Source organism: Azospirillum sp. TSH58, assembly GCF_003119115.1.
GTDB lineage: Bacteria > Pseudomonadota > Alphaproteobacteria > Azospirillales > Azospirillaceae > Azospirillum.
Map to the genome: position 1 here is coordinate 1345153 of NZ_CP022367.1, position 13320 is coordinate 1358472.

Annotated in this window: 10 protein-coding genes; 5 read left to right on the forward strand and 5 right to left on the reverse strand. The window is 67.1% G+C overall.

The window, feature by feature from the left end; translation table 11 throughout:
- Positions 1-51 precede the first annotated feature (51 nt).
- Positions 52-1740, forward strand: a complete 1689-nt coding sequence (locus TSH58p_RS27560) for a DHA2 family efflux MFS transporter permease subunit (RefSeq protein ID WP_109070311.1) — start codon at positions 52-54, stop codon at positions 1738-1740.
- Positions 1741-1844: 104 nt separating this feature from the next.
- On the forward strand, positions 1845-2357 hold the full coding sequence (locus TSH58p_RS27565) for a hypothetical protein (RefSeq protein WP_109070310.1): 513 nt from the start codon (positions 1845-1847) through the stop codon (positions 2355-2357).
- Between the two features lie 12 nt (positions 2358-2369).
- On the opposite strand, the gene TSH58p_RS27570 is transcribed toward TSH58p_RS27565, so the two are convergent.
- A complete protein-coding gene (locus TSH58p_RS27570) occupies positions 2370-2753 on the reverse strand; it encodes a hypothetical protein (RefSeq protein WP_040135007.1) in 384 nt (127 codons plus the stop codon).
- Between the two features lie 107 nt (positions 2754-2860).
- Positions 2861-5377, reverse strand: a complete 2517-nt coding sequence (locus TSH58p_RS27575; protein WP_109070309.1) for a bifunctional diguanylate cyclase/phosphodiesterase — start codon at positions 5375-5377, stop codon at positions 2861-2863.
- Between the two features lie 204 nt (positions 5378-5581).
- Here TSH58p_RS27575 and recO point away from each other — a divergent pair, with 204 nt between their 5' ends.
- The 3 genes from recO (at position 5582) to TSH58p_RS27590 (ending at position 10151) form a co-directional block, all read left to right on the forward strand.
- The gene (gene recO / locus TSH58p_RS27580) at positions 5582-6304 is read left to right on the forward strand and encodes a DNA repair protein RecO (protein WP_109070308.1); all 723 of its coding nucleotides are present in this window, start codon (positions 5582-5584) and stop codon (positions 6302-6304) included.
- A gap of 18 nt (positions 6305-6322) precedes the next feature.
- Complete coding sequence (gene parC / locus TSH58p_RS27585) at positions 6323-8593, forward strand: DNA topoisomerase IV subunit A (RefSeq protein WP_109070307.1); 2271 nt, start codon at positions 6323-6325, stop codon at positions 8591-8593.
- Between the two features lie 460 nt (positions 8594-9053).
- Complete coding sequence (locus TSH58p_RS27590; RefSeq protein ID WP_109070306.1) at positions 9054-10151, forward strand: TRAP transporter substrate-binding protein; 1098 nt, start codon at positions 9054-9056, stop codon at positions 10149-10151.
- Between the two features lie 115 nt (positions 10152-10266).
- Here TSH58p_RS27590 and TSH58p_RS27595 read toward each other — a convergent pair whose 3' ends face one another.
- The 3 genes from TSH58p_RS27595 to TSH58p_RS27605 form a co-directional block, all read right to left on the reverse strand.
- Entirely contained in the window at positions 10267-11778 is a 1512-nt protein-coding gene (locus TSH58p_RS27595) for a TRAP transporter large permease subunit (RefSeq protein WP_109070305.1), read from the reverse strand.
- Positions 11779-11798: 20 nt separating this feature from the next.
- Positions 11799-12338, reverse strand: coding sequence for a TRAP transporter small permease subunit (locus TSH58p_RS27600; protein WP_109070304.1), 540 nt, complete (start codon positions 12336-12338; stop codon positions 11799-11801).
- Between the two features lie 224 nt (positions 12339-12562).
- Positions 12563-13303, reverse strand: coding sequence for an arginyltransferase (locus tag TSH58p_RS27605; protein WP_109070303.1), 741 nt, complete (start codon positions 13301-13303; stop codon positions 12563-12565).
- Positions 13304-13320: the final 17 nt, after the last annotated feature.

Sequence of the window (13320 nt, forward strand, 5' to 3'; positions counted from 1 at the left end):
TCACCGGAAACCGTTTTCGTTCCAACCGTTTTCGTCCTGGAGAGGGCGACCATGACCGCCATCACCAACGACGACACCCCCACCGCCCGCGACGCCACTCCCCCGGCGGACGCGGGCGGCGAGACCGCCGCGTCCCGGCTCCAAACTCCCCCGCCCCCCGCGGGCCGGGGCGCGGCGGCTCCTTCTTCCCCGCCGGCGGCGGGACCGCGCCCGGTGACCACGCGCGACTGGCTGGGCTTCCTGTCCATGGTCGTCGGCATGTTCATGGCGATCCTGGACATCCAGATCGTCTCCAGCTCCCTGTCGGAGATCCAGGCGGGCCTCGCGGCCAGCGCCGACGAGATCTCGTGGGTGCAGACCTCCTACCTCATCGCCGAGGTGGTGATGATCCCGCTGTCCGGCATGCTGGCGCGGATTCTCTCCACCCGCGTGCTGTTCACCATCGCCGCCGCCGGCTTCACCCTGACCAGCGTCGCCTGCGCCTTCACCTCCAGCATCGAATCGATGATCGTGTGGCGGGCGTTGCAGGGCTTCATCGGCGGCGCAATGATCCCGACTGTCTTCGCCACCAGCTTCTCCCTGTTCCCGCCGGAAAAGCGGGCCGGCGTGTCGGTGATGATCGGTCTGGTCGCCACCATGGCGCCGACGCTCGGGCCGACGCTGGGCGGCTGGCTGACCCAGAGCTTCTCCTGGCACTGGCTGTTCCTGGCCAACGTGCTGCCGGGCATCGCCGTGACCTCGCTGGTCTGGACGCTGGTCGACGTGGACAAGCCCAACCCGGCGCTGCGCAAGGGCTTCGACTTCATCGGTCTGGGGCTGATGGCCGCCTTCCTCGGCAGCCTGGAGTTCGTGGTCGAGGAAGGCCCGCGCCAGGACTGGTTCCAGGACGAGTATGTGGCGATCTTCGCGGTGGTCGCCGCAGTGTCCGCCGTCGGCTTCTTCTGGCGGGTCCTGACCTACGGCAATCCGATCGTCGAGCTGCGCGCCTTTCTGGACCGCAACTTCGCCATCGGCTCGCTCTACAGCTTCATCATCGGCATCGGGCTCTATGGGGCGGTCTACCTGCAGCCGCTGTTCCTGGCGCGGGTGCGCGGGCTGAACAGTTTGCAGATCGGCACGATCATGTTCGTGACCGGCGCCTTCCAGTTTCTGTCGGCCCCCATCGCCGGCGTGCTGTCCAAGAAGATGGATCTGCGGGTAATGCTGGCGCTGGGGCTGTGCCTGTTCGGCACCGGCGTCTGGCTGAACGCCCATCTGACCAACCAGTCCGGCTTCTGGGAGCTGTTCCTGCCGCAGGCGGTGCGCGGCCTGTCGCTGATGCTGTGCTTCATCCCGGTGAACACCATCGCGCTCGGCACCCTGCCGCCGGAGCAGCTCAAGAACGCGTCGGGCCTCTACAACCTGATGCGCAACCTGGGTGGCGCCATCGGTCTGGCGGCGATCAACACCGTGCTGCTGGAGCGGGCCTCCCTGCACATGAACCGGCTGGGCGACAACCTGAACCTCGCCCGCCCGCTGGTGCAGGAAACGCTGGACGGGCTGGCGACCAAGTTCGACGGGCTGGTCGCCGACCCGCAGGCCGCCGCCATGAAGACGCTGGCCCGCATGGTCGAGCGCGAGGCCATGGTGCTGACCTTCAACGACTGCCTGCTGCTGATGGCCGGCGTGTTCTTCGCCGGGCTTCTGCTGATGCCGCTGGTGCGGCGTCCGGGCGGCAAGCCGGCGGCGGCGGATCACTGATCGCGGCGCGCCGTCCTGTTGCGCCGATGAAGCGTCCCGGTGACCCGGAGCCCCTCTTCGTGCTATAGGGCAGGCCGTCGCGTCGAAGGGTCTTATCCGCCGTCATGAGCAAGCGCCAATACACCCGCGCCGAGGTCAAGGAACTGCTGTCCGCGCTGGAGCGCCAGTGCCGGGAGGCGTCGAAGCTCGCCCAGCTGGCCGAGCATGAGGCGAGCAAGCACAGCTTCGGTGCCTACCGCGAATTCCGCGACAAGGTGGGGGAGTTCCAGGCTCTCGTGATCCTGATCGAGCAGCGGCTGCGCAACCTCGTGGACACCCGCTCCGACGACCTGCGCGACCAGTTCGAGCGGCTGGACACGGTGATGCTGGCCCTTCTGGTGCGGGCCAGCATGCGCTTCTTCTTCGTGCTGTCGGCCAACCCGATCCTGCCGATGGGCGCCCGCGAGATCTTCGTGGCGGAGCTGCGCAGCCTGCACGACGCCCACGAGAAGCTGAAGCGCCCCAACTACGCCGGCAAGCTCGGCGCGGACCTGGAGCGCGATCTGGAGACCGCCTCCCTGATCCTGGAGGAGATCATCGACAAGGCGCCCAGCCTGCTCAACTTCCGCGGGGGATGACCGCGCAAGCGGTCAGCGCTGGATCAGCGCGCTTTCCTTGCCGGACAGCACGAACACCTTGGCGTAGCTCTTGAGAAGCGCGTCGATCAGGGCGTTGACCTTCGGGCTGGACATGGCGCGCGGCTTGGCCGGATCGACGTGGAGGACGCAGCTGTCCTTCACATCGTTGAAGGCGGCCAGGGCGTTGATGCGGTCGGGCCGGAACTCGTCGGGGAAATTCTCGTCCATCAGCCAGAAGCACTGGAAGTTCCGGCAGGACTGCGGACGCTCCTCATAGACGGTGCAGCCCTTGCCCTGGTCGCAGGACACGCACCATTTGGCCGACGGCTTCTTGAGTTCGGGCACGCCCATCAGCTTGCAGCACAGCGTGCATTCTCCGCAGTTGCGGTCGGCCATAACGCGAAATCCTGATCTGTCCCGGTGAAAGAGCGCGGACACTCGCACAAAGGGCGGTACCGGGGAAAGTGTCCGTTGGATGGGGCCGGATCGGGAGAAGAGGCGCCCTACGCGAGGCTGGGAAGGACCAGCGGCTCCTCCGCCTCGCGGAGCAGCAGCGCCTCGATGGCGTCGGCAGGGGCCGGGCGGGCGTAGAGGTAGCCCTGCGCGTACTTGCACATGATGTCGCGCAGGAACTCCGACTCCATCTCGGTCTCCACGCCTTCGGCGACCGCCTCCATGCCCAGGATGGCGGCCAGCGTCGCGATCACCTGCACGATGGCGGCGTTGCCCTCGCCCGACGAGATGGCCTGCACGAAGCTGCGGTCGATCTTCAGCGTGTCCGCCGGGAACTTGTGCAGGTAGGACAGCGACGAATAGCCGGTGCCGAAATCGTCGATGGACAGGCGGACGTCCATGTCGCGGATGCCCTGCATCAGCACCCGGCACTTGGCGGGGTCCTTCATCAGCAGGCTTTCCGTGATCTCCAGCTTCAGGCTGGAGGGCGGGACCCGGCTTTCCTGAAGAACCTCGCTGACCAGCCCGATCAGGTCGTCGTCGCTGAACTGGCGGGAGGAGACGTTCACGCTCATGAACAGCGGGGCGGGGCGGGGGAAGCGGGTCTGCCACTGGCCGAGCTGGCGCGCCGCCTCGCGCAGCGCCCAGCGGCCCATCGGGACGATCAGCCCCGATTCCTCGGCCAGCGGAATGAACTCGCCCGGCGGGACCAGCCCGCGCTCGGGATGTTTCCAGCGCATCAGCGCCTCGAACCCGGCGATCTGGCCCGAGGACAGGGCGACGATCGGCTGGTAGTAGAGGACGAGCTGGTTCTGCTCCAGCGCCGTGCGCAGGTCGGTTTCCGTGCGCATCTGGGCCATCGCCTGACGGCGCAAATTGCTGTCGAACACGTCGATGCGCGCCCGCCCGCCCGACTTGGCCCGGTACATGGCGAGGCTGGCGTCGCGCAGCATCTCCTCCGCCCGGTCGTAGCCGGAGACGCTGAGGGCGATGCCGATGGAGGCCGAGAGGACGAACTCGTGCCCGTCCAGCGCCAGCGGCTTGGCGACGGCCTCGCCCATGCGCTCCGCCGCGGACAGGGCGTCGCCCACGTCGTCGATGTTGTCGAGCAGCACGGCGAACTCGTCGGCCGACAGGCGGGCCAGCGTGTCGCCCATGCGTCGGGTCTCGTCCAGCCGCTCCGCGATGGTCTTCAGCAGCCGGTCGCCGACGCTGGACCCCAGCGCGTCGTTGATCGACTTGAAGCGGTCCAGGTCGATGAAGATGACGGCGAAGGCCTTGCCGCCGGCCCGCCGGTTGCGGTCCAGCGCCTGGCCGATGCGGTCCAGCAGCAGGGTGCGGTTGGGCAGCCCGGTCATGCCGTCGTGGAAGGCGTCGAACAGAAGCTGCTGCTCCGCCCGCTTCTGGGCGGTGATGTCGGTCATCGAGCCGGCGATTCGCACCGACCGGCCCGACCCGTCGCGAACGGCGAGGCCGCGGACCAGCATCCACAGCTCGTCCCCGTCGGCGGCACGGATGCGGAAGACGTGCTGGAGATGCTCCCGCTCACCGGTCAGATGCAGGTCGATGGCGGTGCGCAGCCCGGCCAGATCGTCGGGATGCACGCGCTCGAACCACTCGCCGATGCGGTTGGACAGGCTGTCCCCGGCGAAGCCGAGCATGGCCGCCCAGCGCGGCGAGTAGTAGACCTCGTCCGTGTCCAGCCGCCAGTCCCACAGCCCGTCGTTGGCGCCGGCGGCGGCCAGCGCGTAGCGCTCCTCGCTCTGCAACAGGCGTTGCTCGGCGGTCTTGCGGTCGGTGACGTCGGCCTGGCTGCCGACCAGCCGCACCGGGCGGCCCTGCGCGTCCAGCACGGCGATGCCGCGGCAGGCCATCCAGCGGGTGCCGCCATCGGCGTGGCGCACGCGGTATTCGATCTGGAACACGGTGTCGTCGCCGCCCAGGGCGCCCAGCGCCTCGCGCAACGAGCGGCGGTCGTCCGGATGGACGCGCTCCATCCATTCGTCGGGGCTGCTGCCGACGCTGCCTTCCTCCAGTCCGAGAAGCGACAGCCAGCGCGGCGAGTAATAGACGGTTGCGGCTTCGAGATCCCAGTCCCACAGCCCGTCGTTGCTGGCCGCGGCGGCCAGCGCGTAGCGCTCCTCGCTCTTGCGCAACTGGCGTTCGGCGTGCTTGCGGTCGGTGATGTCGGCGACCGACCCGACGAGGCGGACCGGATCGCCCGATTCGTCGGGCACCGCCATGCCGCGGCAAACCAGCCAGCGCCAGCCGGACTCGCCATCGTCCGGCGATAAGCCGGCCCCGGCGCGGCGGACGCGGTGTTCGATCTGGAAAGGCAGCGAGACGCCGACCATCTGGCCTTCGAAGGACGCGTAAAGCCAGTCGATGTCGTCGGGGTGGACGCGGTCGAGCCAATCTTCCGGGCGATTGACGTCGCCCGGCGGCAGGTCGAGAAACTCCTTGAAGCGGGGAGACAGGAACATCGTATCGTTGCGAAGGTCCCAGTCCCAGACGCCTTCGGAGCCGGCTTTCTCGGCCAGCAGATATCGCTCGATCGTGCTGCTCAAAGCCCCCTCACCGCCGCGGCGCGCCCGCATCCTGTGACTCGCAACATAGTGCCCGAATGGTGAATGAGAAATGAAGCCCCGTTGCGAAGGATTTGCGCCATGCTGGTGGTAAGGACGATAAAACCCGCATTGCGGGCGCCGGGAGGCGCCGTCGGGCGCCATCGGCGAGTCGGATCCAGGCCGTCAATGTGAGGAAGCGGAAGCATGGAGTGGTCCGATCAGGGCGTCGTGCTGTCGGCGCGGCCGCATGGCGAGACCTCGGCGGTCGTCACCCTGCTGACGCGGGACCATGGGCGGCACGCCGGAATGGTGATGGGCGGGCGGTCCAGCCGGACGCGGGCGGCGCTGGAGCCGGGCACGCTGGTGTCGGCGCGCTGGCGCGGGCGCCTGCCCGAGCATCTCGGCAATCTGACGCTGGAGGTGGTGCAGGGCTATTCCGCCGCCTTTCTCGATGATCCGCCGCGACTCGCGGCCTTGACCGCCGCCTGCGCGCTGGCCGAGGCGGCCCTGCCGGAGCATCAGCCGCACCCGGCGCTGTTCGACGGTCTCCTGGCGCTGTTCGGCCTGCTGGGCGGCGACGCCTGGGCCGAGTCCTACGTGCGGTGGGAGGTCGGGCTGCTCGCCGAACTCGGATTCGGGCTGGATCTCGACCGTTGCGCGGTCACCGGGGCGAACGACTACCTCGCCTATGTCAGCCCGCGCACCGGGCGCGCGGTGTCGGCGTCGGCCGGGGAACCCTACCGCGACCGGCTCCTGCCGCTGCCCGGATTCCTCATCGGTCTGGGCGGCGGCGGGCCGCAGGCGGTGGCGGAGGGGCTGCGCCTGACCGGCCATTTCCTGGAGCGCCATCTGCTCAACGGCCCGCTGCCGCCCGCAAGACTGCGATTAAGAGAACGTTACGAGAACACTGTGGCGCGTGGCCGCTAGATTTGGTATCCACACGCCATGACGTCCCGAGATCCCGCCCAAGACCCCGTCCTTGACATCCAGGAGAAGCCGCTCCGCGACGCGCTGAGCGAGCGGTATCTGAGCTACGCGCTGTCCACCATCATGGCGCGGTCGCTGCCCGACGTGCGCGATGGGCTGAAGCCGGTGCACCGGCGGCTGCTTTACGCCATGAGCCAGCTGCGGCTCGATCCCTCGACGCCGCCCAAGAAGTCGGCCCGCGTGGTCGGCGACGTGATCGGCAAGTTCCACCCGCACGGCGACACCTCCGTCTACGACGCGCTGGTCCGTCTGGCGCAGGACTTCGCGGTGCGCTACCGGCTGGTGGACGGGCAGGGGAACTTCGGCAACATCGACGGCGACAACGCCGCGGCCATGCGTTACACCGAAGCGCGCCTGACCGACGTCGCCAAGGCCCTGCTGGAAGGCATCGACGAGGACGCGGTCGATTTCCGCCCGACCTACGACGGCGACGGGGAGGAGCCGGCGGTCCTGCCGGCCAACTTCCCCAACCTGCTGGCCAACGGCTCCAGCGGCATCGCCGTCGGCATGGCGACCAACATCCCACCGCACAACGCCGCCCAGCTCTGCTCCGCCCTCAGGCTGGTGCTGAAGCACAAGCTGGACTGCGTCAAGGCGGCGCTGGCCGGCAAGGAGAAGCCGGCCCCGACGAGGATCGAGGATCTGGTCACCCTGATCTCCGGCCCGGACTTCCCGACCGGCGGCGTGCTGGTCGAGCCGCGCGCCAACGTCGTCGAGGCCTACCGCACCGGCCGCGGCTCCTTCCGCCTGCGCGCCAGGTGGGAGGTGGAGAAGCTGGGGCAGGGCACCTGGCAGGTCGTCGTCACCGAAATGCCCTACCAGGTGCAGAAGGCCCGGCTGGTCGAGAAGATCGCGGAGCTTCTGACCAACCGCAAGCTGCTGCTTCTGGAGGATGTGCGCGACGAGTCGGCGGAGGACGTGCGCCTCGTCCTGGTGCCGAAGAGCCGCAACGTCGACCCCGAAGTCCTGATGGCCTCGCTGTTCCAGACGACCGATCTGGAAATCCGCTTCGCCATGAACATGAACGTGCTGGACAAGGACAACGTCCCGCGCGTCATGAACCTGTTCGAGGTGCTGGACGCCTTCCTCGACCACCGGATGGAGGTTCTGGAGCGGCGGTCCCGCCACCGGCTGGCCAAGATCGACCACCGGCTGGAGGTCCTGGGCGGCTACCTGATCGCCTATCTGAACCTGGACGAGGTGATCCGCATCATCCGCGAGGAGGACGAGCCCAAGCAGGAGCTGATGCGCGCCTTCTCCCTGACCGAGGTGCAGGCCGAGGCCATCCTCAACATGCGGCTGCGCAACCTGCGCAAGCTGGAGGAGATGGAGATCCAGCGCGAGAACGACGCGCTGACCGCCGAGAAGGCCGGCCTGACCGAGCTGCTGTCGGACGAGAGCCTGCGCTGGAAGACCATCGGCAAGGAGACGGAGGAGACGCGCAAGCGCTTCGGCGAGGACCGCCGGACCCTGGTCGCCGAGGCCACCGCCGTCATCGACATCCCCGTCGACGCCATGGTGGAGCGTGAGCCGCTGACCGTGCTGTGCTCGCAGAAGGGCTGGATTCGCGCGGTGCGCGGCCATCTGACCGACGCCGAGCGCCTCGACGTCAAATACAAGGAAGGCGACAAGGAAGGCTTCTGGGTCCATTGCGAGACCACCGACAAGCTCCTCGTCTTCGGCACGAACGGGAAGTTCTACACCTTGTCCGCCGACAAGCTGCCGCGCGGGCGCGGCTTCGGGGAGCCGGTGCGGCTGATGATCGACCTCGGCAACGAGGCGGACATCATCACCCTGTTCAAGCACCAGCCCGACCGCCGCCTGCTGGTCGCGTCGGAGGACGGGCGCGGCTTCCAGGTCGAGGAGAACGAGGTCGTCGCCCAGACCCGCTCCGGCAAGCAGATCCTCAACCCCGACGACAACAAGGACGCCAAGGTCTGCATCCCGGCGGAGGGCGACCATGTCGCCGTCATCGGCAACAACCGCCTGCTGCTGGTCTTCCCGCTGGAACAGGTGCCGGTGATGGCCCGCGGCAAGGGCGTGCAGCTTCAGAAGTACAAGGACGGCAGCCTGTCCGACCTCAAAGTCTTCACCATCGCCGAGGGGCTGAGCTGGAAGCACGGCGAGCGGCAGTTCAACGTCACCAACCTGACCGGCTGGCTGGGCAACCGCGCCGGCGTGGGCAAGATGCCGCCCAACGGGTTCCCCAAGGTCAACCGGTTCACCTGAGCCGCCATTACCTAACGTTGCACGCAAACGGGGGGCTTTCGGCCCCCCCGTTTCACTTTTGGCGGAATTTCCGACGGAAAATTCCCGAATTGGTAGGGCCGAGCCATGCTCGGACTTGAAGTCTGCCCCGCGATTCCGGCATAGTCATCCTATCAAAACGAACTCGGTACCGTCGGCCGAAGCGGTGCCCCGAACGGGGGCATCAGGGCCGGAGGAACACCGGGCGATAGGGGAGGCACGCGCATGGTCACCACAGATCCGTGTGAAGGCACAGCGGCGGCACGGGGGCCCATCGGCTCCGGCAGTCCCGGTCCGTGACCCGCACGGTGACGTCGATCCGGCGTTGCCAGACAACTTCCACAAAACAACAGCCTTTCGGTTCGCACGCCGCGCCCCCTGTCCGGGGGCCGGAACGGCGGTGTGCACCCGCGCCGGGACGAGAGGACCCAAGGAGACCGCCATGAAACGCCGTACCTTCATCACCAGCGCCGGTGTCGGTGTCGCCGCCAGCACGCTGGCCGCGCCCGCCATCGCGCAGAGCAACCCCGAGATCAAGTGGCGCTGCGCGTCGAGCTTTCCCAAGAGCCTTGACACCATCTACGGCGGGGCCGAGCGGGTGGCCAAGCGCGTCGCCGAGATGACCGAGGGCAAGTTCCAGATCCGCACCTTCGCCAGCGGCGAGATCGTTCCCGGCCTGCAGGTGCTGGACGCCGTGAAGGACGGCACCGTGGAGTGCGGCCACACCGTCTCCTACTATTACGTGGGCAAGGACCCGACCTTCGCCTTCGACGCGGCGATGCCCTTCGGCCTGAACGCGCGCCAGCAGAACGCCTGGATGACCCACGGCGGCGGCATGGAGCTGATGCGCGAGTTCTTCAAGGGCTACAACATCGTCCAGTTCGCGGCGGGCAACACCGGCACCCAGATGGGCGGCTGGTTCCGCAACGAGCTGAAGACCGTCGATGACCTGAAGGGCCTGAAGTTCCGCATCGGCGGCTACGCCGGCACCATCCTGCAGCGCCTGGGCGTCGTGCCGCAGCAGATCGCCGGCGGCGACATCTATCCGGCGCTGGAGAAGGGCACCATCGACGCGGCGGAGTGGGTCGGTCCCTACGACGACGAGAAGCTCGGCTTCAACAAGGTCGCCAAGTACTACTACTACCCCGGCTGGTGGGAAGGCGGCCCGCAGGTGTCCTTCCTCGTCAGCCTGCCGCAGTGGGAGCAGCTTCCCAAGCATTATCAGGCAATTCTGGAGGCGGCCTGCGCCGACGCGACCGCCGACATGGTCGGCAAGTACGACGTGGTGAACATGCACGCGCTGAAGCGTCTGGTCGGCGCCGGCACGGTGTTGAAGCCCTATCCGCGCGACATCCTGCAGGCCTGCTATCAGGCGACCTTCGACGTCTACGAGGAGGAGGCCGCGAAGAACGAGAAGTTCCGCAAGGTCTACGAGCAGTGGCGCAAGTTCCGCGACGAGGAATACCTGTGGTTCCGCGTCGCCGAGAACACCTTCGACAATTTCGTCTATTCGGCGCCGACGCCGAAAAAGAAGTCCTGACAAAGCCGGACACGAAAAAGCCCCGCGGAAGCGGGGCTTTTTTTGTTGCCGATGATCCGGCTGTTGTCCGATCCAGGCTCCTCCCCCGCCGGGCGGGGGAGGAGGGAAGGACCGGTCACTTGCCCTGCAACTGCTTCATGAGGTCGGCGTTGGGGTCCTCGGCGGGCTGTTCCGGCGCGCCGAACGGCGGCGGCGGTTCGCCCGAGTCGAAGGCCGGGATCTCGATCTTCACATTGTCCAGATCGATCGGCTCGCCGCGGTCCAGGCCGGAGAAGACCATCTCCGGGAACATGATGACCAGCGCCACCATGATCAGCTGGATGCAGACGAACGGCACGGCGCCCCAGTAGATCTGGCCGGTGGTGATCTTCTTGATGATCTTCCCGGTGATCTTGTCCTTGTAATCTTCCCGTGGAGCGACGCTGCGCAGGAAGAACAGGGCGAAGCCGAAGGGCGGATGCATGAAGGAGGTCTGCATGTTGACGCCCAGCAGGACGCCGAACCAGATCAGGTCGATGCCCAGCTTCTCCGCGACCGGGGCGAGCAGCGGCACGATGATGAAGGCCAGCTCGAAGAAGTCGAGGAAGAAGGCGAGCAGGAAGACCATGATGTTGACGACGATCAGGAAGCCCAGTTCGCCGCCCGGCAGGCCGGTCAGCAGATGCTCCACCCACAGGTCGCCGTTCACGGCGCGGAACACCAGACCGAAGACCGTCGAGCCGATCAGGATGAAGATGACGAAGGAGGACAGCTTCGCCGTCGTGTCCATCGCCTGACGCATCAGCGACCAGCTCAGCTGCCGCTTGATGAGCGCCAGGATCATGGCGCCCATGGCCCCCATGGCGCCGCCTTCCGTCGGCGTCGCGATGCCGAGGAAGATGGTGCCCAGCACCAAGAAGATCAGGACCAGCGGCGGCACCAGCGAGGTCAGCACCCGGAACAGGAGCTGGAAGCCGCGCAGGGAGCGGGCCTCCGGCGGCAGGGCCGGAGCGAACTCGGGGCGGACGATGCTGACGACCAGGATGTAGCCGGCGTAGAGGCCGGTCAGCACCAGGCCGGGGACCAGGGCGCCGGCGTACATGTCGCCGACCGAGCGGCCGAGCTGGTCGGCCAGGATGATCAGCACCAGGGACGGCGGGATGATCTGGGCCAGCGTGCCCGACGCCGCGATGACGCCCGACGCCAGCCGCCGGTCATAGCCGTAGCGCAGCATGATCGGCAGCGAGATCAGGCCCATCGAGATGACCGACGCCGCGACCACGCCGGTCGTGGCGGCGAGCAGCGCGCCGACGAAGATCACCGCGTAGGCCAAGCCGCCGCGCAGCGGACCGAAGAGCTGCCCGACCGTGTCGAGCAGATCCTCGGCCATGCCGGATCGTTCGAGGATCAGGCCCATGAAGGTGAAGAAGGGAATGGCCAGCAGCGTGTCGTTGCGCATGATGCCGAAGACGCGCTCCGGCAGCGCCTGGAACAGCGCCGGGGTCAGCAGACCCAGCTCGATGCCGATCAGACCGAAGAGGAGGCCGTTCGCGGCGAGCGCGAAGGCGACCGGGAAACCCATCAAGAGGAAAAGAACAAGCGCCGCGAACATCAGCGGCGCCATGTTCTCAATGAGGAAGGCGGCCATCGTGTGTGGTTCCCGGTCTCTTAGGAGTGGCTGTGCATCTTCTCGCCGGGCTGGTCAGTGAGACCGGCCAGGAAGGCGATGCGTTTGATCAGCTCGGACACCGCCTGCATGGTCAGCAGGAAGAAACCGGCGGGAACCAGGATCTTGGCCGGCCAGCGGATCAGGCCACCGGCGTCGCTCGACATTTCCTTGGTGATGAAGCTGTCCCAGAACATCGGCCAGGAGAGCCACATGATCAGGATGGCCATCGGGAACAGGAAGAAGAGGATCCCGAAGATGTCCACCATGCATTGGACGCGCCTTGAAAAGCGGCCGAGCACGATGTCGATGCGGATGTGTTCGTTGCGCAGGAACGTGTAGCCCGAGCACAACAGGAAAATCGCGGAGAACAGGTACCATTGCAGCTCAAGCCAGGCGTTGGAGCTGTAATGGAGGCTGTAGCGGATGGTCGCGTTGCCGGCGCTGACAATCACGGCGACCAGCACCAGCCAATAAACGAGTTTGCCGACGCCGTCGTTGACAGCATCGATCAGCCCGCTGATTCGGAGCAGGAACCTCAACGGAGAGCCTCCCTGTTGGTTTGGAACGGGTGTATCCCCGTCCGTTCCTTTTGTTGCCCTGTGAACGGTGGCGCTGGGCGCCTGTTCAATCTTTTATGGTAACACCATGGGGTGTTTGCTGCGGCAATATTCCGCAGGAGGCCCCGGCAGCGCAAGAGCTTGAAAGCCTTTATACGTGATTGCCCCAATAGTCTCCGATCATGGGCAATCCGGCCAGCGGCCCGTCAGTCTTCCGGATCGTTCGGCAGGCGGAACCAGCCGTCGCGGCCCAGCGCCTCCAGGGGGCGGAACTTGGCCTTGTAGGCCATCTTGCGGCTCTGGGCGATCCAATAGCCGAGATAGACGTAGGGCAACCCGTCCGCCTGGGCGCGCTCCAGCAGGCTGAGGATCATGAAGCTGCCCAGGCTGCGGCGGTCCTGGCGCGGGTCGTAGAAGCTGTAGACCGCGGAATAGCCGTCGGTCAGCCGGTCGGTCAGCATGCAGCCGACCAGCCGTCCCTCGGCGTCGCGGGCCTCGAACAGGCTGGTGTCGGCCCGCCCCTCGTCGATCATGGCGGCGAAATCGGCCATCGCCATGCGCGCCATGTCGGATTCGCCGTGGCGGGAATTCTGGTAGAGCGAGAACAGCCGGTACTGCTCGGTCGTGGCGGCGGCGGGCGCCTCCGCCAGGGTCAGGTCGCCGTTGGCCCGGCGGACGCGCTTCTGCGACCGGGTGGGGACGAAGGACCCCACCGGAATGCGGACGGGGACGCAGGCCTGGCAGTTCGGGCAGACCGGCCGGTAGACGATGTCGTGGCTGCGCCGGAAGCCGGCGCGCGACAGGGTGGAATTGACCTCCGCCGAATAGGGTCCCAACAGCCGGGTGAACAGCTTGCGCTCCACCCGTCCCGGCAGATAGGGGCAGGGCATCGGCCCGGACCGGAAGAACTGCTGGAGCGGGCGGAGTTGCGGCTGGATGACCGACATCGGGCTGGCTGACTTCT

Coding starts and splice junctions, on each gene's coding strand:
- TSH58p_RS27560 (WP_109070311.1), top strand. CDS start 52: ATGACCGCCATCACCAACGACGACACCCCCACCGCCCGCGACGCCACT.
- TSH58p_RS27565 (WP_109070310.1), top strand. CDS start 1,845: ATGAGCAAGCGCCAATACACCCGCGCCGAGGTCAAGGAACTGCTGTCC.
- TSH58p_RS27570 (WP_040135007.1), bottom strand. CDS start 2,753: ATGGCCGACCGCAACTGCGGAGAATGCACGCTGTGCTGCAAGCTGATG.
- recO (WP_109070308.1), top strand. CDS start 5,582: ATGGAGTGGTCCGATCAGGGCGTCGTGCTGTCGGCGCGGCCGCATGGC.
- parC (WP_109070307.1), top strand. CDS start 6,323: ATGACGTCCCGAGATCCCGCCCAAGACCCCGTCCTTGACATCCAGGAG.
- TSH58p_RS27590 (WP_109070306.1), top strand. CDS start 9,054: ATGAAACGCCGTACCTTCATCACCAGCGCCGGTGTCGGTGTCGCCGCC.
- TSH58p_RS27595 (WP_109070305.1), bottom strand. CDS start 11,778: ATGGCCGCCTTCCTCATTGAGAACATGGCGCCGCTGATGTTCGCGGCG.
- TSH58p_RS27605 (WP_109070303.1), bottom strand. CDS start 13,303: ATGTCGGTCATCCAGCCGCAACTCCGCCCGCTCCAGCAGTTCTTCCGG.